The following is an 18,686-nucleotide window of genomic DNA, read 5'->3' as shown; positions in this document are numbered from 1 at the left end:
GAGGCGCTTTTAATGCTGGAAAAAATGGACCCCTACACATTACTGCAGGCATACCAAGTGATCATAGATCAAGGCACTGCAACAACAGACGGGGCAAGGACTTTTCAAGGGCTGACAGCGCAAGCAGGATACGACGGCTATAACGTAACGTTGAGTGATGGCACGGTGACAGTAGTTCTGATGTTTCATCAGAAATGCGCGGTAGAATCACCCAGTGGACGAGCTACGGCGCAGTTCTTGAAACGGATAGAGCGCTTGCTAGAAGGGCACGCTTAACGCCATATCAGGGTTGCCATGCGACCGGTTTTACCGTCACGACGATAAGAGAAGAAATGTTCCTTGTCGGTCACCGTGCAGTATTCGCCACCGCTGACCGAGCTGATACCCAGCCGAGTCAGGCGCTGCCTCACTAAGCCGTAAATGTCCGCTAGGTATTTGCCGTTGCTTTGCTCGACAAAACACAGTTCTGCTTTCGGGTCTACCGCCATAAACGCCGTGCGGACTTCTGCGCCGACTTCAAACGCCTCTGGCCCAATCGCCGGGCCAAGCCATACAGTCAGTTCATCGGGTCGAGCGCGAAAGTGTCCCGTCAGCGCCTCAATCACACCGTCACACAGACCACGCCAACCCGCGTGCGCAGCACCCAACTCTTCACCGTCTTTCGACGCGATCAGCACGGGCAAGCAGTCGGCGGTCATTATGGCCAAAGGCACACCGGGTTTATTGGTGTACGAGGCATCGGCTTGCAGCGTGGCAACTTCCGGCTCTAGAAAACGCATTACTTGAATGCCGTGCACTTGGCTCAGCCATTGTGGCACGGCAGGCAGTTCCAACAGGTCAGCTAGACGGGCGCGGTTGCGTTTTACCGAAGGCAGGTCATCACCTACATGGTGCGCCAAATTAAAGCTGCTATAAGGCGCTTCGCTGAATCCACCCAAACGAGTAGTGGTGACTGCATGAATGCCGTCGGGAAGGTCATCCCATTCTGGAATTAGCAGGCCATCAGTATTCGTCATTCGGTGACTCCTCGGCTATGACATGCAACAACTGCTGCATGTCTTCGGGCAGATCAATTTCCCATTCCATCCACTCACCGGTTTCCGGGTGAAACAAACCCAGAGCTTTGGCGTGCAGTGCTTGACGCCGAAACCCTTGCAGGGCTTCCTTTAAGCGGTCAGAAATGTCGCGCGGGAACGAGAACTGACCACCATACACGGGATCACCGACCAACGGATAATGAATGTGGTCCATGTGCACGCGAATTTGGTGTGTCCGCCCAGACTCCAACTTCAAACGCACGTGGGTGTGATTGGCGAATTTCTGCAAAACACGATAATGCGTGGTGGCTGGCTTACCCATTGGGCGTACTGCCATTTTGGTGCGCTGCGTACCGTGGCGACCGATGGGTTCATCGACAATGCCGCCACCGGTCATGACGCCCTTGCACACTGCCTCGTATTCGCGGGAGATTTCGCGTTCTTGCAGATCACGCACCAGCGCCGTTTGCGCCTCGATAGTACGCGCCACCACCATCAGCCCCGTGGTGTCCTTGTCGAGGCGATGCACAATGCCGGCACGCGGCACGCTGGCTAGATCGGGATCGTAATGCAGCAAACCGTTCAACAAAGTACCGTTTGGAGTACCTGCACCGGGGTGTACAGTCAGCCCAGCAGGCTTATTGACCACGATAATGGATTCATCTTCGTAATGAATCGGAAAATCTACTGGTTCCGCTCGCCATTCACTGAATACTTCCAGCTCAGCTTCGACGCGCAGCCATTCACCACCCACCAGCTTGTCTTTGGGTTTGGCTGGCTGGTCGTCAACCAGCATCTGGCCGCTCTTTAGCCAGCCCTGCAGGCGAGAGCGCGAGTACTCGGGAAACAGTTGCGCAGCGATTTGGTCGACACGTTGGCCGCCCATGGAAACCGGTACTTGTGCTTCCATTTCTATCAATTCTTGCATGGGTGTTGTGGCCATAATTGTGTTTTAATAGTGCGGCATTCGGGTAAGCCCGAAGCTCATTAAGTCCTATTGTATTTGATTTAGTCTAGTCAGGGAAAAACATGTTCCGACGATTTTCAATATTCGCTCTGTTGGTCAGTCTTTTGATACTGGCAGGGTGCAGCGGCAACCAAACTCGCATTACGACAGAGGCCGACAGTTACGAACGCGCCGCCGAATTTTTGGAGCGCGGTCGATACTCGCAAGCGATCGAACAACTCGAAGCGATGGAAAGTCGCTTTCCGTTCGGCGCCTATGCTACGCAAGTTCAACTGGACTTGATATACGCAAGCTACAGTGACCGCCAATATGATGTAGCGATGCGTCGGGCCAACCGCTTCATCCGACTGCAGCCAGCGCACCCAGACATCGACTATGTGTATTACTTGCGTGGCCTAACCAGCTTTGGCATGGCCGAACAGACCGCTGGCCTGCTGAGTACCCGCAACCCGGTGGACCGCGACATCAGTGGTTATGAGCGCACCTTTGCGCAATTACGCGAGTTCCTAACCCTGTACCCGGACAGTGAATTTGTTGAGCCAGCCAAAGGCATTATGCAAATCTCCCGTACTCGCTTGGCGGAATACAACCTCAATGTGGCGACTTACTATTATCAGGTAAAGAAACCTGAGGCGGCCCTCGCTCGCTTGAACCGGTTGTTTGAGGATTTTGCCGGTGAGCACGTACAGGCCGACGGCCTAGCCTTGGCAGCACGTGCTTATGAAATGCAAGGTGATGACGAACGAGCGGCACAGATGGTGTCTATATTGCGGGCCGAATTTCCTGAGTCTGACCTGGTGCGTGGCGAGACCTTGGTGGCGGATTTCCGTTTCCGGCGTCCGTTGATTTTCTGGCTGACGTTGGGCGTGGTGGGTTAACCCATTGGCAGGTGTAAACACCCGCCGCCGTTGATTCGGCCAGAGTGCTGGCCTCCTACGGTTACACGCCCGGCTTCCAACCATTGGTGATCGGGTAACGACGGTCCCGGCCAAACCCACGCGGCGTGATACGCACGCCTTCTGGTGCTTGGCGCCGCTTGTATTCGTTACGGTCGATCAGCGTAACCACGCGGTACACGGTATCGCGCTCGAAGCCCGCATGAACAATATCCTCGGCGCTCTCATCGCGCTCCACATAACGCTCGATGATCTGATCCAAAATCTCATACGACGGCAGGCTGTCTTCGTCTTTTTGATTCGGTGCCAGCTCCGCACTGGGCGGACGGGTAATTACCCGGTCCGGGATGGCTGGGCTGATGCTGTTGCGATAGCGCGCCAAGCGGAAAACCAACTGCTTAGGCACGTCTTTCAAGGCGTTGTAACCTCCACACATATCGCCGTACAGGGTTGCATATCCCACGGCCAGCTCGCTCTTGTTACCAGTGGTTAAGACCATCAGGCCAAGCTTGTTCGACAGCGCCATCAACAACAGGCCACGAATGCGGGCCTGCATGTTTTGCTCGGTAACGTCCGCCGCCTGTCCTTCAAACAACGGATTCAGCAGCTCAAGACCCGCATCAAACATGCTGTGAATCGGCAGAACATGGTAGGTCACACCCAATAGCTCCGCTTCGGCTTTGGCGTCTTCCTGACTGATCGCCGAGGTATATTCAAACGGCATCATCACCGCTTGCACTCGGTCAGCGCCCAGCGCATCAACAGCGATGGCCAAACTCAAGGCTGAATCAATACCGCCCGACAAGCCCAGAATGACGCCTTTGAAGCCGTTTCGATTCACATAGCTGGCCAAGCCCATACACAGCGCCTCATACACACTGGCTTCGGTGCCCATCAACTCGGCCACCGGGTATTCGCCTTGCAACGTCACGACACCTTTTGTATCACGCACATAGGTAACCGACTCGCACATGGTTTTATACGCTGGCAACGCGGCGCGCAGCACACCCTTGTCATCCACCACCATGGAACCACCATCAAACACCAGTTCGTCTTGTGCATGCGCCGCATTCACGTAAACGAGATTCAGGCCGAAACGCTGCGCGTGCTGCATTAGCAGAGCGCGGCGCTGCGCAATACGATCTATGTGGAACGGCGACGCGTTAAGCGTCAAAACAATTTCCGCGCCCGCCGCTTTGCTTTCCTCCAAGACATCGTCGAACCAGACGTCTTCACAGATGCTTAAACCTAACGTGATGCCCTTGCACTCGAAGGTCGTGGTTAACAGGCCCGGCGTAAAATAGCGATGTTCATCAAACACCTGATAGTTCGGCAAATGGCGCTTGTAATAACGCGCTTTTAACTCACCGCCCTCCATCACCACCGCCGCGTTATGCAGCCGCTCGTTGTCTTCCCACGGCAGACCAAACACCAAGGTGATCGGCAATTTGGCGGCCGCTATCTCATCTAAAGCCGCCTGAATACGCAAGGACAAACTGGGGCGCAGTAACAAGTCTTCCGGCGGATAGCCGCACAGCGTCAATTCCGGGAACACCACTACATCCACGCCCTCGGCCACCGCAGACCGCCCATGCTCGATGATACGTTGCGCATTGCCGGGAATATCGCCAACAGGAAAGTCAGCCTGAATCATTTGGATGGTGAGCGCGTTAGTCATAGTCGCGAGATGAACCTGTTCTTAACATCGTTGGCCTTATTGTCCGCGAAAGTCAGTGGAAATGCCATGTGAATAGGGCTTTGCTGTGCCATTAGACGCTTAAATTTAAACCCAGGGTGAGTACCACAGAGACGCTAATCGGTCGAAAATAGGCCACGAGAGTTTCCACCATGAGTTAAGGACAAACGCCTATGAAAAGGATGGCAGGCTTCAATCTACTGGAACTGATGACGACGGTTGCCATACTTGGCATTCTGGCTTCTGTGGCCATAGCCCCATTACGCGCCAGCGTAGAACGCGCGCAAACGCGAGCTGCCATGTCGCAAGTGCATGTCGCTTTGAAACTCGGGCGCCAGTCAGCGGTTTACCACCAGCAACTGGTGACCATTTGCCCGCTGGACGCTAGCCAGCGGTGCAGCAATGACTGGAACAGAGAACTGACGGTCTTTCTTGATCCTTTTAATCTACGTGCGGTAACGCAGGAGGAGCAGGTTATCGAGCGTTTCCCCGGTGTGGCGCACGGCAGGCTTCAAGCCGCCCCGGCTTGGAAAAGCTACTTCCAGTTTACATCGCGAGGATCATCGCATGGGACACTCGGGCATGTCCGCTACTGCCCCGACCACCAAACTGCCGCAGCCCGTATTGTGGTCAACATGAGCGGCCGGTCGCGCAATGAGTGGCTGGATCATACTGACTTGCCACTCAGTTGCTGAACCAGCGGATTACCGCCAACAATCGTTGATCACAGCGCCTAATGAGTTGTCAGCGTTAAGTACTTGTGCCGTACGATTGCCCCGATTATCCACCAAGAGCACGCCACAACGATCGTTGGCTTGCACGTTAACCGGACGTGCCTCTACACGATAGGAAGTCGCTGTTGGCGCATTCGGTGCCGCTGAGTACTGGAAGGTGTACCCAGTAATTGCAGCCGGTAAATCTTGCACCACTCCGCCCGGACGTAAGTAGGAATTATTGACTGAAAAGTTGCGCTCTAGGCGCTGGGTAAAATCAACCAAAACCGCTTGTGCGTCTGCACGGCGCGCATCCTGCTGATAGCGCTGATAGTTAGGAATGGCGATCGCCGCCAATACCGCTATCACCGCCACCACAATCATCAATTCGATCAGGTTCACACCGCGCATGCGCGACGCAAAACCACCGGAAAACTGACTACTCATAAAACTCACTCTCCAAATTAAAGCGGACGTCAGAAACGCGTTTGTAACGCTAAGATGCGGTTCTGGCCGGCGACAAATTCGGCCTCTATTCGCACCGTCATGCCACTGCGTAGCTGCGACAATACCGCGGTGCCTGGTATCATATTACCGTTATAGTTAACCCGAGGCGCCAAATAATAGACGGTGTCATCCATTACGACATACCCATTGGCCAAATCAACTCGATAGACAGTCGCTGTCCAAAATGAGTCCGTCGACTCTTGTGACTGTGCAACCACACTGAGTATCAGCACGCAGCATAACGCGATAGCTTGAAGTAATCTGTTCATCGGATCTGCTCCCATGCTTGGCGGCCCGTCGTTCTTTCACCGCCCAGTAGTCCAGGGTTATTAGTGCCGGGGTTATTGATATCTGGCACGATATTGTCAATTCCATCTTCGTCGGTCACCACGCGTAACTCTTCGCCTTGCGTGATATTGCCTACACCACTGACGGGCACCTCAACTTCTGTCGTACTTCCATCGGAATCGGTGATCGTTATGGTGATGGTATCTCCACCGCCCGACGTAATGCTGCCATCACCGTCTAAGTCAAACACAGGGAACGCATGACGGCCACCGGTGAAAATATCCAAGTCCATCAAGAACCCTGCGCGCCCGGTGGAGCAAGGGTCTTCATTTGGCACCAAGGTAGTAAAGCGCACGGACCCCCTACCATCTCCTGAAGGTCGCGTAGGCCGGCTGATCACCCGCTCACCGGTAAATTTGTTGTCGTGAATCAGATCCAATACCCAGCCTCGATGTTCCGATGGTGCGCTGGTCTCTGGATCGTTATCGGAAACCACACGAAGGCTTTCATATTCGATCTCATTGCCTTCAGCATCCTCAACCGTTACCGAATCTTCGAAAATAATTTCCTGTTCCAGTAGATTGGCTCGCGTCCAAGGACCACCAGTGAATCCATCAAAGACACCGTAGAGCGACTGGATCTGCGTGCTGTTTTCGGCGCTGTCCTGGTTGCGAAAGTAACTTCCCGTACCAAAGGATACAATTAGCCCATTGGCGCGCTGATCGAGCGCCGCAACCGGACGGGTGGTAATGGGTTGTGGCAGTCCATTGTCTGGGTCTGTCGCCGTGAAGGTCTTCACTGCCGTCCAATTCTCGGGATCGGCGTCTGCCAGATTAAATCGCCATAGGTTTCCTAATAAATCACCCGCATAGGAACGGCTGGCACGTCTATCGGAATTGGGGTAATTCAACAACAGAGGGGCGGCTAAACCATTGGGTTGCGCGGCAGAACCTTCACCCGTATCGATAATTCTAAAATCATCCGGATCATCAAGATTTACTACAAACAGTTGCGCTTTATTATTGGCTGAATTATAGCCATTACCAAATACCGCTCGCCATTTACCATCACGCGTTTGGACTATGGTGGGTTGCCCGACATTGTAACCCAGTTCGTCGTGCGTAAACTCCCACAAAATATGATCTTCAGGATCAAAGTTCTCGGGGTCAGTGATGTCTAGTGCGAATACGGTGCGGCCACCCAGGCCTTGGGTGCCGATCAACAAGGTGCGCCATTGATTGTCCACATAAGCGTCAGCAATCACTGGTGTACCGTCCATAAAGTAGCGGTGTTGGTAATCTTCTTCCATCAAGCTGGCAATCGGTGCCTGTTGAGCTGGGTCTGTACCCAACAGTGTTGAGGGCATATAAGCGAAAAGCTCTTCACCGGACTGAGCATCAAAAGCATGCAGGAAACCACTATTAGCACCAACATAGATGACGTCAGCGCGGTTGGCGATGGTGCCACGAAATACATGATAGTCATTCAGTGTACCGTACCCAAATGACTGACGACCCACAAACTGTGGGTTGGAATAGATGATATCTCCTAGCAAGCGTTGGGCACCAGTGCCCGAGCGAGAACGCAAGTCACCGAATTCTGTACCTGCCAACCAATTCAGACGGTCGCTACCACGCCCGTCAATATCAATAGACGCGCGCTGCGTCGCTGCCAGTTGATTGAGGTCAAGATCCACACCACGATCCGTATCGCTGTTATAGGTATACAGTTTGCGGGGGGCTGCTCGATTCCTTAGCGTCTGCTCCGCATCCCAAACCAAGGGGCCTCGAACACCACCAGGCAAAATTTCATGCGCTTGAAGCAAACCACTCCAGTCCGTACTGCGGAAACCCGCTGAATAAGCCACAGTATCGGTTCTTAGCACACTGGAGCTGGTCGCCGCTGCCGTGGCCGAGCCTTCAACTTGCGCCACGATATCGCGTAATACCGCACCCAATTCATCCGCAAATACGTCCGGCTCTGCCGCACTGAAGAATCCGCCACGACTGTTTATCGCCGCATGCAGTAAGTCGTCAATTTTGCCCGCGTTAGTGTTAACCTCTGGCCATTCGATCTTTTCCTCTGCCCAAAACGCTTTCCAAGCTTCATCAGGGGTAATACTTCCCGTTACCCCGAGGCCAACACCATAGGTCACCATATGTTGCCAAAAGGCCGGGTTACGATCCGTTGTAGGCACGCGGTTCGGCAACAGTGGGCGTAGATCATTCTTCCAGTACTTCATTGCCACGTCAGCCAAAGTATCGCCACGATCAGCAAAGAATGGTCGATTTTCATCGGCAGTAGCGATGTATTGGTAGGACTGCCCACCAGGGCCTTCGATCAGTGACCCATCTTTGTTGTCTTGGTCACCTATACCTGTAGGCACTGTCCCGCTCCAATAGCCATCGGTCATCAGGATGGTAAAGCTCTGGCGGCACTGCAGGTGGTCTGTACTAACGTTAGAGCCTGGCACCGCACCCCATGGCCCACGATTACTCGTCGAGCTGAAATACTTGCCCGCGTCATCCAGCGCGCGGCGCAACGGTGTACCCATAGCTGGCACATCGCTTTCATACAATAGTTCAAAGAACTTTTTACGATCTTCACCAGAAAACGGGCGCACACCACGGACAATAGTTTGAGTATTGCCCAGCTGATCAATATTCTCGCTGCCCTTATTGATGGCACCGTAGCCCACGCGCATACCCTCGCTTTGCTCGGCAAAGGCGCGCCCAATACCCGCTCGCGCGGCGAGTGTACGAGACCGGTAGTAAGTATACCAGTTGGCGAAATTTTGAATTTCTTGCGCGTAGGTACAGACGCCAGCGACACAATCGGTGCGGTTTTCTCGGCCGTCACCGCTATAGGTATTACCCTCCTTTATTTCAACCTTTGTGTAGCTGTTCCAATCCCATACGTTATCTGTATCATTCAGAACAAAGTAGGTCGCTGGCCAAAACTTTTTGTTGGCAGTTGTAGCACTGCAGTCTCTGCCCTGACTTGCGCACGATATCCAACGCACCTCGTTATGATTTTCGTTCTCTACGGTCAAGTTAATGCATAAATCTCTGTTAAAATCAGCGGTTGTATTTTTCGGATTATGCAGCGCGCAACTAGCAGCAGCATTTGGGTAAAGGCTGCCGTCGTGTTTCACCCATGGAGTGTAGGTAATACTCGGATCATAATAAACGGTGTTTGTTTGACTGGATCGGGAAAACGCATTGTACGGATCATTGGCATCGACCGTTGGTACGCGGTTGTTGTACGCCCCCGTACCATAGACATTATCCGCGCGCGGAAAGATAAAGCGCGCCGTGCTGTAGATAATGTCATCTGGCATCAACTCAAACCGCATAGACCCCGAATCATCGATAATAAACATAATATTCGGGTCTACATTACTGGTTAAAAACAGCGGTGTATTGGCGATGTTAATGGGCGCTGCACTGAGTTGACTCCAGAGCATTAAAAGTATGCCCATCCAGCCCGTAAAGCGGTTGCGCAATAGACGCCAAGTGCTGGTGCTGTGCTGATTCATGTGGTCTCTCCAAAATAAGCTAGATGCTCTCATGCAAACTGGTGTCCCTTAACAAAAGCTCTTAAGGTTTAGGCAGCAAGTCTGCGGGTATAAATACCCGCCCTACTAGGGCAATACATAAATGGACTGCAAAATGGTCACCGCGGCTTGGCCGCGTTGCGATGCACCGCTGCCATGCGCCGCCACGGCATAAATATCTTCACAAGGTTCATCTAACGATGCACCCGGCTTGCAGTACTCACCGCGCCAACTGACATGGTACAGGGGCTCTTGAACCGCTCGGTAAGGGTGACCTATCGGGAAGCTATGATCGACGGCTCCCGTCACCTCAGCAATATCATCCCAGGACTCTCCGGCATCCAGACGCGGCGGCTGCCATGTGCGTATGTTGGGTAGCCTCGCCGTAGTTAGTGCAGTCACGGCATTACCGGGTACCTCTACCCAATTCTCGCCCGTCCGCAACGCAGACTCCGCATTGTTAAACGCGATTTCGACATCGCGCTGATTGACCGACATACGTTCTTGCATAATGGTGCCCTGCATCGCACTGATACCCAGTAAGCTCAGAGCAATCAGCAGCACTAAGCTGATTAACAGAGCAGCCCCCCTCTGATTATGACGAGCCAATAACATTGCATTAGGTGAATACGAGAGCTTTTTGTTGCGCAACATAATGTGTACTCGGTTCATTCCAGTTTATTTCGCAAGCCAACCGTGGTGGTGGCGACCAAACGGATAAAACGATCTCCGTCGACATCGTCCCGTGTGACACCACTTGGAAAAATTTCAGTACCTAGTAGATTATATGAACGGAAGTTGGTGTCAGGGTTGACGGGGTCCATGGTGCGCAATAACAGCGCTATACGCAGGCTCATCACGTCACCCCAATCGGTAACGTCCTCTGCCGTGACGTATTGATTCACCCGATTATTCAATCCGCCGGTCGAAACACCGTACAGCACCTGCATGTTCTCGACGCCTTGTACGACCGTTTCAATAGGTAAGCCTGCAGTACCCGGCCCAATCTGTCGACGCGCCAGCTCCGGCCCCTCTGCCGTAGGACGAATAAAATATAGCCAACTTCGATACTCGACCAGAGTCGCGTTACCGTCATCATAGTTCGTACTGAATAAGTTGGTCGTTGCTTGATTACTCGGATTCCCGAAACCGTTTGCTCTGGCTACGAAATTACCATCACCCGGTTCATTGGTGCGCTGAAACCGGTCAGCCGTTGCACAATCACCGGAATTGACGATGACAATACCACCTTGCGTCACGGGCAGTTGTGATCCTGCCGCCAAGTTTAAACCTGGATTGACAGCGAGATTAGCTCCGGTGACAGGCACGTTGTGTACTTCACCTAAACTCACCACAAACATATCGCTACCCGGTTGCACATTGGCAAAAAACGCCGCACCGCCGGGCAAAATAGCCAGTGAAGGTGCAGCGCCTACCGGTCCAGCCCCCCAAGAGTGAGTAACACTGTCAGCCTCGAGAGCACGCAATCTCAGTTGACTACCGGGGTTTGAACCACCCGAAGTGGAAGAGTATTCCCACCCGAATACAGGCGTACTGCCCAATAAAAATTCTTCGAATTGTGTGCCCGCCGGGTTGAGATGATCGGTTAGATCTCGCGTACACCCCCGAAACCCGGCCATACGCATATCACGCTGAAACTGGTCCATGGCAAAGCGCACGTCTTCCTGCATACGCGATACACTTTCTTTCACCACGAAATTTTGGTTTGAACCGATAAATAACTGAGTCACCCCGGCAATGAGCAACAAACCGATACCCATGGCTACCATCACTTCCAGCAGCGACAAACCTTGCTGGTAACGGCGACCCAATGTCGCTTTAAATGAACGAGGAGAGGGCATCATATTTCGAAACTCATTACAAAAATTTCTTCATCGACGACGTTTGCGCCGGTCGTATCTGTCCACCCTACCGCTATGCTCAGGGTGTTATTCGTGACATCCACTTCTGCAAAACCGCCCGGCAAATTACAGGCGACGCTGTTGAACCATTCTGCTAAATCATTCTGCGCCACTGTCAGCGAAACATCAGGAGCCCAGCTTGGGTCGCAATTCATATCATCCACGGCCACCACCATCGTATAGGCGGCTCTGTTCGGCCTATTGGCCCGCACCCGCTCGGCCATGTCATTAGACAGCAACACGGCCTGGGTACGCGCCTGCGAACCTTGATTGAACTGCATGGCATTGCCCAAGAGTGCAGCCATCCCCAACAGGCCAATGGCCAGCACCGTCATGGCGACCAAAACCTCAATCAAAGAGACCCCGCGCTGCAACCGACCGGACATTGATCGGGCAGGTGCTGATGGGTTGATTCGTCTGTTTTTAAACACAGTTTGTTCTTCCTACCGTTGCCCGACCTGTACGACTAAGCGCTATGGTACGCGCGCGCTCGGCAGTATCACCGGCAGCGCAGTTATTGTGACGAACAGTAAACCCCGGTGGATTGCCACCCGCCAACACCAGCGCGCCGCGGCCATCGAACTGCACCACCCCGAGCCCTGCGGGAGTCGTCGTAATGGTGAGTGCATTGCTGGATTCGTAAAAACGCACTATATTGTCACCACCGTTTTCGCAGGTTAGCTGGGGGACCGTTACGGCGACAATACACCAGCCATTGTTAAACGATGCAGTACCGCCAACGACACGTGGTCTCAGCTGAATACCGTTTTGTGTTAACGCCTCACTGCGGGCGTAAGATAATGCCCCGGCCAAGTCATTGGTGGTACTCCTTACCTGGCTGTTTTCTACCATTACCCGCATGTTGGGTACGGCAATCAGGCTTAATATACCCACAATAGCAACCACCACCATCAACTCGATGATATTCATACCGCGCTGCGCCGCCTTGCTTTGGCGTGGCCGCTGAAAACTGGAATGAATACGTAGTTGGGTCATAAAGCCGGTATCCGATAAAGGAAATTGTTGTTCGATAAAAAGTGCAAAATGCACCGATGCCAACATAATAATGCCTCGTCGCCGAATGTCTGTGAGCTTGCGCATGAACGGTCATATTTTGTGGATGAACGAACGTTCAACGCGTAGATTTGTGATACAGCACACAATTTCGCAACGGCTTATCGTGCCGCACACAACCGAGTGCTTGTTAATCTGCTCATTAAAAAAGGAGCCGTAGCTCCTTATTTTTTAATCCATTTGTCGGACGTCTATCCGCAATTCTTTCGGCAAACTGAACACGACGTTTTCTGGAATACCCTGTATGTTCTGCGGTGCGGTAGCACCGCGCTCACGCAGTGCTGCAATGACTTGCTCAACCAATATTTCGGGGGCTGAAGCACCGGCAGTGATACCAATGCATTGCTTGCCGTCGAGCCAGGCATCCTGTATCTCATCGGCCGAATCAATCAAATACGCCGGACACCCCATGCGCTCGGACAGTTCGCGCAGCCGGTTAGAATTAGAGCTGTTCGGCGAGCCGACCACCAGCAACACGTCACACTCATCGGCCAATGTTTTGACCGCGTCCTGGCGATTTTGTGTAGCGTAGCAGATGTCGTTTTTACGTGGCCCTTCGATGAGCGGAAAGCGCTGGCGCAAGGCGTCTATAATTTGCGCCGTGTCGTCCATTGATAAAGTGGTTTGCGTGACATAAGCGAGCCGAGCAGGATTCTGTACCACTAACGCCTGCACATCATCGACGCTTTCTACCAAGTACATGGCACCGCCTTGGCGCGCATCAAACTGGCCCATGGTACCTTCCACTTCCGGGTGGCCTTTGTGGCCGATGAGAATGCATTCCATACCGTCACGGCTGAATTTAGTGACTTCCAGATGCACCTTGGTGACCAGTGGACAGGTGGCATCGTACACCCGCAGACCGCGCCGACGCGCTTCTTCTTGCACTGCTTTCGATACGCCATGCGCAGAGAAAATCACCAACTGATTGTCAGGCACTTCGTCCAGTTCATCCACAAACACCGCACCACGGGCACGCAAATTATCGACCACGAATTTGTTGTGTACGACCTCGTGGCGCACATACAAGGGTGCGCCGTGAATTTCCAAGGCACGGTTTACAATATCAATCGCTCGGTCAACGCCAGCACAAAAGCCGCGCGGGTTCGCCAGCTTGATCGACATTGTTTGTGGGTCTACCGTCGTCGCCGTCATACCTTATACCTCTTGCGGGGCCTCGGCCACCGAGACCACAGACACCGAGAAGGTGATGTCTTTACCCGCCAATGGATGATTAAAGTCCACCGTCACGTAGTCGCCGTCTAAACGGCTGACCACACCGGGCAGTTCCGCACCGGCGGCATCAGCGAACGATACAACTACGCCCGGTTCCAACACCATATCAGCGCCAAACTGGTGCCGTTTGAAGTTCTGCACATTGTCTTCCATGTGCTCGCCAAAGGCTTCTTGCGCGGCGATCTGTACCGTTTTCTTATCGCCTGCGGTTAAACCCAGCAAGCAGGCTTCAAAACCTTCCAGCAAGCTACCATCGCCCATCTGAAACGTGGCGGCACTGCCGTCAAAGTTGCTGTCGATGACTTCACCGTCCGGCAACGCCAGAGAGAAGTGCAAGGTAACCAGCGAATTATTCGTTATTTGCATGAATCTTTACCCGTTGCGTTATTCAAGGACTGATCAGACGGCTGAGCGCCGTTTATCCAACCAGAATGCATCCACCAGCAACATAACGGCCCCGACAGAAATAGCGGCATCGGCCACGTTAAACGCCGGAAAGTACCAGTTCTGCCAATACGCCAGAATGAAGTCTTCCACGTAGCCAAACCGCACTCGATCAATGGCATTGCCAATGGCGCCACCCATAATGAGTGTCAAGGTGACTGGCATCCATTTAGCGGTACGCGGCAACACTAAGGTCCAGACCAGTAACACAATGCTCATCACTACGGCAATCGCAGTAAAGAAGATGATCTGCCAGCCACCGGCGTTGGCCAAAAAGCTAAACGCCGCTCCGGGGTTGTGTACATAGGTAATGTCGAGAAACGGCAGCACATTGATGCGTTGGCCGTAAGCCAACGCACTGGACACCAGAGATTTAGTCCACTGGTCCAACACGATGACTATCACGGCAATCAACAACCAAATGGCTTGTTTGGCTTGCAACTCGTACCCTTTGATCCTGACGGTCATTAAGCGTACAACCTCTCTTCACCGTCACCGGCCACATTGGTGATGCAACGGCCACACAACTCGGGGTGTTCTGCATGGCTACCCACATCTTCACGGTGATGCCAGCAACGCACGCACTTGGTGCCGGAAGCCGCTTTAACCAACACTTTCAGGCCTTCTACATCGCTGTCCTGCGCTTCTGCCGGTGCTTCATTTAGGTCTTTCACCGTCGCGCCGGAGGTGATGAGCACAAACCGCAGTTCATCACCCAGCTTACGCAGAACGTCCGCCCTATCATTGGTGCAATACAGCGTCACTTCAGCGCCCAAACTGCCACCTTTCATGCCATTGCTGCGAGCCAGCTCTAATACTTTGTTGGTGCCTTCTTTGGCTTCCATCAAGGTTTCCCAGAACTCGTCACCCCATTCCGCGTCATCGGGCAATTCAACCAAACCGTCGTACCAGGTGTTCAAGAACACAGACTCGGCTTTTTCACCCGGCATATAGGCCCACAATTCTTCAGCGGTGAAGCTGAGGATGGGCGCTATCCAGCGCACCATGGCTTGCAGCGTGTGATACAGCGCCGTCTGCGCACTGCGGCGCGCCAACGAATTGGTCGGCGTGGTATATTGACGATCTTTAATGATGTCGAGGTAGAAACCACCCAGTTCCAAGACACAGAAGTTATGTACCTGCTGGTACACATTCAGGAATTGGTAGTTGTCGTAGTGGTCGTGAATCTCGGCCTGCAAACGCGCCGTGCGATGCACCATCCAACGATCCAGCGCCAGCATGTCGTCCATCGGCACCAAATCGGTCGCCGGGTCAAAGCCTGCCATGTTCGACAACAAGAACCGACAAGTGTTACGAATACGACGATAGGCGTCAGATGAACGCTTCAAGATGTCTTCCGAACAGCTCATGTCGCCGCTGTAATCGGTCGATGCAATCCATAAGCGCAAGACATCCGCGCCCAGCGTATTGTTGATCTTCTGTGGCTCAACGATGTTACCGATGGACTTGGACATCTTGCGGCCGTTTTCGTCCACGGTAAAACCGTGTGTCAGCACCTGCTTATAAGGGGCTGTGCCGTTGATGGCGATACCGGTTTTCAGCGACGATTGGAACCAACCACGGTGTTGGTCTGAACCTTCAAGATACATGTCGGCCGGGTACTGACCCAGCTCAGGACGCTTACGCAGCACGCTGGCATGCGTCACGCCCGAATCAAACCACACGTCCAAGGTGTCGGTGACTTTTTCATAGTCGTCAACATCGGCACCCAGCAGTTCGGCGGAATCGTACTCCCACCACGCATCCATACCGTCTTGCTCAACCCGCTGCGCGACCTGTTCGATGATATCCTGCGTACGTGGGTGTAACTCGCCCGTGGTTTTATGCACGAACAAACAGATCGGCACGCCCCAGGTACGCTGACGGGAGATACACCAGTCTGGGCTCTGCTCGATCATGGCTTCAATGCGGTTTTGGCCCCACGCAGGCACCCAGCGCACGTCTTTGATGGCGTCCAATGCTTGATCACGCAGGTTGTTCTTGCTCATCGACACAAACCACTGTGGTGTGGCGCGATAGATCAAGGGGGTTTTGGTACGCCAGCAATGTGCATACTGGTGCTTGATTGTCTCGTGGGCCACCAAGTTGCCCGCCGCTTGCAATCGTTCGATGATGGGCGCATCGACTTTATAAACGTGCTGACCGGCAAAGCCTTCGATGTGGTCGCGGTACAAACCACCGTCATCGATGGGGTTGATGGTTTCAATGCCGTATTTGCGGCACACTATGAAGTCGTCCACGCCGTGGTCGGGCGCGGTGTGTACAAAGCCGGTACCGGCATCGGTGGTCACGTGCTCACCCAACAGCATGGGCACATCGCGTTCGTAGAAAGGGTGACGCATCAGCAAGCCTTCCAGTGCAGCACCGCGAGTGAGCGCTTCCACCTTGGTGTCCTGCCATTCGTAGCGCTTGGCTGCTTCGTCCACCAGATCACGTGCCAGCACGTAATGCTTGCCATTGGCTTTCACCAAGGCGTATTCCACCGTTGGGTGGGCGCTTACGGCCAAGCTGGAGGGGATGGTCCATGGAGTGGTGGTCCAGATCACCACGCTGGCATCGCTCAGCTTGCCCACTTCACCAAAGGCCGCGGCCCATTTGGCGGAATCAACAACAGGGTAACCCACATCGATGGCTTGCGAAGTCTTTTCCTGATACTCGACTTCCGCTTCTGCCAAGGCCGAGCCGCCCACCACACTCCAATACACCGGCTTAAAGCCTTTATGCAGGTGGCCATTTTTGGCGATGTCGCCCAAAGCGCGGATGATGTCTGCTTCAACTTTTTTATCGAGCGTCAGGTACGGATTGTCCCAGTCGCCAAAGATACCCAAGCGTTTAAAGGCTTCGCGCTGACCATCCACTTGCTTCAGCGCGTATTCACGGCATTTAGCCCGAAAGGTTTTGTGGTCGACCTTGTCGCCCGCACGACCAATCATGGTTTCTACTTTGTGTTCGATGGGTAGGCCGTGGCAGTCCCAGCCGGGCACATAGGGCGCATCAAAGCCCATGAAACCGCGCGATTTGACGATCATGTCTTTTAAAACTTTGTTTACCGCATGGCCGATGTGAATGTCGCCATTGGCGTACGGAGGGCCGTCGTGCAGAATGAATTTAGGACGACCAGCCGCGTACGCACGAATTTTCTGATAAATATCCTGCTCGGCCCACTGTTGCAGGCGCTCAGGCTCGCGCTGTGGCAAATTGCCACGCATGGGAAACTCGGTATCGGGCAGGTTCAGTGTGGCTTTATAGTCAGTCATGGCCTTCTATTCATTCCTCTGTCGCGCCAGTTGAGCGCGAGCGGTTTCGGTATCTTTCTGAATGTGTGCTTGCAAGTCTGCGAGTGTATCGAACTTGCGCGCATCGCGAATTTTTTCTACAAACTCTACGTTTAGCACCTGACCATAGAGGTCAATACTCTGATCCAACAAATGCACTTCTAACAGGGGCGCGAGATGGGAAAAGCTGGGCTTTACCCCTACGTTCGCCACGCCGGGCAAGCGCTCGGCGCGCTCACCAATCTGCACCCAAACACTGTACACACCGTTCACTGCACGACGATAGCGCCCTAGGCCGATGTTGGCGGTCGGAAAGCCGAGTTTGCGGCCCAGTTGCTGCCCGTGGATCACGCGGCCAGCCAAACTATAGGGACGGCCCAGTAAGGACTCCGCCAATGCCATATCACCCGCGAGCAAAGCATCGCGAATCGCTGTACTGCTAACACGCTGGTCGGCAGCGACAAAAGAGCCCGTGCCTTCGGCGCTGAATTGGTGGTCCCGTCCAACCGCTTGCAACAGGGCCAGGTCGCCGCGCCGCTGACTGCCAAACCGGAAGTCGTCGCCCACCACCACATGCCGGGCCTTTAACCCCTCCACCAAATAACGGTCAATAAAGGCTTCTGGTGTTTGCGCGGCGAACGCCTGATTGAACCGCACCACCCACACCCAATCAATGCCAAAGGCTTTCAAAAGGGTTAATTTTTCACGTAAAGATGACAAACGAGGTGGCGCTTCAGTGCCGAGAAAGTACTCCTTGGGCTGCGGCTCAAACAGGACGACGGCCGTTTCCAGCTGATGTTTAAACCCGTAGTCGCGCAGCGCACTCAGCAATTGCTGATGCCCTAGGTGCACACCATCGAAGTTACCGACGGTAACCACTGTGGACTGTTGCGGACGTGAGCCCGACTGGCTGCCTCGCAGTAACTTCACAAATATACTTTCTGTTTAAAGGTGCGCCATTATAGCGAGCATAAAGACGTGCGGCTACCGGTGTTATGGTTGCCGGTAGCCGCGCTGGGGTTCGGCCAGGGGGCTGGCCTCCTACGGGTACGGT

18 protein-coding genes are annotated in these 18,686 nt (G+C 53.6%); 3 read left to right on the top strand and 15 right to left on the bottom strand.

Annotation, left to right across the window (positions count from 1 at the left end):
• Positions 1–12: 12 nt before the first annotated feature.
• Positions 13–276: a DUF3081 family protein gene (locus tag NFC81_RS03500; protein ID WP_304996152.1), complete on the top strand. Its 264-nt coding sequence runs from the start codon at positions 13–15 to the stop codon at positions 274–276.
• Here NFC81_RS03500 and pgeF read toward each other — a convergent pair.
• Together pgeF and rluD are read right to left on the bottom strand one after the other, a co-directional pair.
• The gene (pgeF, locus tag NFC81_RS03495) at positions 273–1,016 is read right to left on the bottom strand and encodes a peptidoglycan editing factor PgeF (RefSeq protein ID WP_304996151.1); all 744 of its coding nucleotides are present in this window, start codon (positions 1,014–1,016) and stop codon (positions 273–275) included. The two genes, NFC81_RS03500 and pgeF, sit on opposite strands and share 4 nt — an antisense overlap.
• The gene (rluD, locus tag NFC81_RS03490) at positions 1,003–1,965 is read right to left on the bottom strand and encodes a 23S rRNA pseudouridine(1911/1915/1917) synthase RluD (RefSeq protein WP_304997011.1); all 963 of its coding nucleotides are present in this window, start codon (positions 1,963–1,965) and stop codon (positions 1,003–1,005) included. The genes pgeF and rluD overlap by 14 nt, the downstream gene beginning before the upstream one ends.
• A 101-nt stretch (positions 1,966–2,066) precedes the next feature.
• On the opposite strand from rluD, the gene NFC81_RS03485 reads away from it, so the two are divergent.
• Positions 2,067–2,882 carry an outer membrane protein assembly factor BamD gene (locus NFC81_RS03485; protein WP_304996150.1) on the top strand — a complete coding sequence of 272 codons (816 nt, stop codon included), beginning with the start codon at positions 2,067–2,069 and terminating at the stop codon, positions 2,880–2,882.
• Between the two features lie 61 nt (positions 2,883–2,943).
• Here the strand turns inward: NFC81_RS03485 and NFC81_RS03480 are convergent, their stop codons facing one another.
• A complete protein-coding gene (locus NFC81_RS03480; RefSeq protein WP_304996149.1) occupies positions 2,944–4,578 on the bottom strand; it encodes an NAD+ synthase in 1,635 nt (544 codons plus the stop codon).
• A gap of 191 nt (positions 4,579–4,769) precedes the next feature.
• Between NFC81_RS03480 and NFC81_RS03475 the strand changes: the two genes are divergently transcribed.
• Positions 4,770–5,291: a GspH/FimT family pseudopilin gene (locus NFC81_RS03475; protein ID WP_304996148.1), complete on the top strand. Its 522-nt coding sequence runs from the start codon at positions 4,770–4,772 to the stop codon at positions 5,289–5,291.
• A gap of 9 nt (positions 5,292–5,300) precedes the next feature.
• Here NFC81_RS03475 and NFC81_RS03470 read toward each other — a convergent pair whose 3' ends face one another.
• The 12 genes from NFC81_RS03470 to ribF form a co-directional block, all read right to left on the bottom strand.
• The gene (locus tag NFC81_RS03470; RefSeq protein WP_304996147.1) at positions 5,301–5,756 is read right to left on the bottom strand and encodes a type IV pilin protein; all 456 of its coding nucleotides are present in this window, start codon (positions 5,754–5,756) and stop codon (positions 5,301–5,303) included.
• Positions 5,757–5,785: 29 nt separating this feature from the next.
• Positions 5,786–6,085 carry a hypothetical protein gene (locus NFC81_RS03465; protein WP_304996146.1) on the bottom strand — a complete coding sequence of 100 codons (300 nt, stop codon included), beginning with the start codon at positions 6,083–6,085 and terminating at the stop codon, positions 5,786–5,788.
• A complete protein-coding gene (locus NFC81_RS03460; protein WP_304996145.1) occupies positions 6,082–9,642 on the bottom strand; it encodes a PilC/PilY family type IV pilus protein in 3,561 nt (1,186 codons plus the stop codon). The genes NFC81_RS03465 and NFC81_RS03460 overlap by 4 nt, the downstream gene beginning before the upstream one ends.
• 105 nt (positions 9,643–9,747) lie before the next feature.
• Positions 9,748–10,314, bottom strand: coding sequence for a PilX N-terminal domain-containing pilus assembly protein (locus tag NFC81_RS03455; RefSeq protein WP_304996144.1), 567 nt, complete (start codon positions 10,312–10,314; stop codon positions 9,748–9,750).
• Positions 10,315–10,328: 14 nt separating this feature from the next.
• On the bottom strand, positions 10,329–11,525 hold the full coding sequence (locus tag NFC81_RS03450) for a PilW family protein (protein WP_304996143.1): 1,197 nt from the start codon (positions 11,523–11,525) through the stop codon (positions 10,329–10,331).
• Positions 11,522–12,013 carry a type IV pilus modification protein PilV gene (gene pilV, locus NFC81_RS03445; protein WP_304996142.1) on the bottom strand — a complete coding sequence of 164 codons (492 nt, stop codon included), beginning with the start codon at positions 12,011–12,013 and terminating at the stop codon, positions 11,522–11,524. Before pilV ends, NFC81_RS03450 begins: the two co-directional genes overlap by 4 nt.
• Positions 12,006–12,683 carry a GspH/FimT family pseudopilin gene (locus tag NFC81_RS03440; RefSeq protein WP_304996141.1) on the bottom strand — a complete coding sequence of 226 codons (678 nt, stop codon included), beginning with the start codon at positions 12,681–12,683 and terminating at the stop codon, positions 12,006–12,008. The genes pilV and NFC81_RS03440 overlap by 8 nt, the downstream gene beginning before the upstream one ends.
• Before the next feature lie 144 nt (positions 12,684–12,827).
• On the bottom strand, positions 12,828–13,781 hold the full coding sequence (gene ispH / locus NFC81_RS03435; protein WP_304997010.1) for a 4-hydroxy-3-methylbut-2-enyl diphosphate reductase: 954 nt from the start codon (positions 13,779–13,781) through the stop codon (positions 12,828–12,830).
• A gap of 33 nt (positions 13,782–13,814) precedes the next feature.
• On the bottom strand, positions 13,815–14,258 hold the full coding sequence (gene fkpB, locus NFC81_RS03430; RefSeq protein WP_304996140.1) for an FKBP-type peptidyl-prolyl cis-trans isomerase: 444 nt from the start codon (positions 14,256–14,258) through the stop codon (positions 13,815–13,817).
• Between the two features lie 33 nt (positions 14,259–14,291).
• Entirely contained in the window at positions 14,292–14,804 is a 513-nt protein-coding gene (gene lspA, locus NFC81_RS03425; protein WP_304996139.1) for a signal peptidase II, read from the bottom strand.
• A complete protein-coding gene (ileS, locus tag NFC81_RS03420) occupies positions 14,804–17,614 on the bottom strand; it encodes an isoleucine--tRNA ligase (protein ID WP_304996138.1) in 2,811 nt (936 codons plus the stop codon). Before ileS ends, lspA begins: the two co-directional genes overlap by 1 nt.
• 6 nt (positions 17,615–17,620) lie before the next feature.
• The gene (ribF, locus tag NFC81_RS03415) at positions 17,621–18,562 is read right to left on the bottom strand and encodes a bifunctional riboflavin kinase/FAD synthetase (RefSeq protein WP_304996137.1); all 942 of its coding nucleotides are present in this window, start codon (positions 18,560–18,562) and stop codon (positions 17,621–17,623) included.
• Between the last annotated feature and the right edge of the window lie 124 nt (positions 18,563–18,686).

Source organism: Salinispirillum sp. LH 10-3-1 (genome assembly GCF_030643825.1).
Lineage (GTDB): Bacteria > Pseudomonadota > Gammaproteobacteria > Pseudomonadales > Natronospirillaceae > Salinispirillum.
Note: the sequence above shows the minus strand (reverse complement) of the source record. Positions and strands in the feature narration are given on the sequence as shown.

Excerpts from the sequence above, each read along its gene's own strand:
- NFC81_RS03440 (WP_304996141.1), bottom strand. The coding sequence starts at position 12,683 with ATGCGCAAGCTCACAGACATTCGGCGACGAGGCATTATTATGTTGGCA.
- NFC81_RS03455 (WP_304996144.1), bottom strand. The coding sequence starts at position 10,314 with ATGTTGCGCAACAAAAAGCTCTCGTATTCACCTAATGCAATGTTATTG.
- fkpB (WP_304996140.1), bottom strand. The coding sequence starts at position 14,258 with ATGCAAATAACGAATAATTCGCTGGTTACCTTGCACTTCTCTCTGGCG.
- NFC81_RS03485 (WP_304996150.1), top strand. The coding sequence starts at position 2,067 with ATGTTCCGACGATTTTCAATATTCGCTCTGTTGGTCAGTCTTTTGATA.
- NFC81_RS03470 (WP_304996147.1), bottom strand. The coding sequence starts at position 5,756 with ATGAGTAGTCAGTTTTCCGGTGGTTTTGCGTCGCGCATGCGCGGTGTG.
- ileS (WP_304996138.1), bottom strand. The coding sequence starts at position 17,614 with ATGACTGACTATAAAGCCACACTGAACCTGCCCGATACCGAGTTTCCC.
- NFC81_RS03465 (WP_304996146.1), bottom strand. The coding sequence starts at position 6,085 with ATGAACAGATTACTTCAAGCTATCGCGTTATGCTGCGTGCTGATACTC.
- pgeF (WP_304996151.1), bottom strand. The coding sequence starts at position 1,016 with ATGACGAATACTGATGGCCTGCTAATTCCAGAATGGGATGACCTTCCC.
- NFC81_RS03480 (WP_304996149.1), bottom strand. The coding sequence starts at position 4,578 with ATGACTAACGCGCTCACCATCCAAATGATTCAGGCTGACTTTCCTGTT.
- ispH (WP_304997010.1), bottom strand. The coding sequence starts at position 13,781 with ATGTCGATCAAGCTGGCGAACCCGCGCGGCTTTTGTGCTGGCGTTGAC.
- NFC81_RS03460 (WP_304996145.1), bottom strand. The coding sequence starts at position 9,642 with ATGAATCAGCACAGCACCAGCACTTGGCGTCTATTGCGCAACCGCTTT.
- lspA (WP_304996139.1), bottom strand. The coding sequence starts at position 14,804 with ATGACCGTCAGGATCAAAGGGTACGAGTTGCAAGCCAAACAAGCCATT.
- NFC81_RS03500 (WP_304996152.1), top strand. The coding sequence starts at position 13 with ATGCTGGAAAAAATGGACCCCTACACATTACTGCAGGCATACCAAGTG.
- NFC81_RS03450 (WP_304996143.1), bottom strand. The coding sequence starts at position 11,525 with ATGATGCCCTCTCCTCGTTCATTTAAAGCGACATTGGGTCGCCGTTAC.
- rluD (WP_304997011.1), bottom strand. The coding sequence starts at position 1,965 with ATGCAAGAATTGATAGAAATGGAAGCACAAGTACCGGTTTCCATGGGC.
- NFC81_RS03475 (WP_304996148.1), top strand. The coding sequence starts at position 4,770 with ATGAAAAGGATGGCAGGCTTCAATCTACTGGAACTGATGACGACGGTT.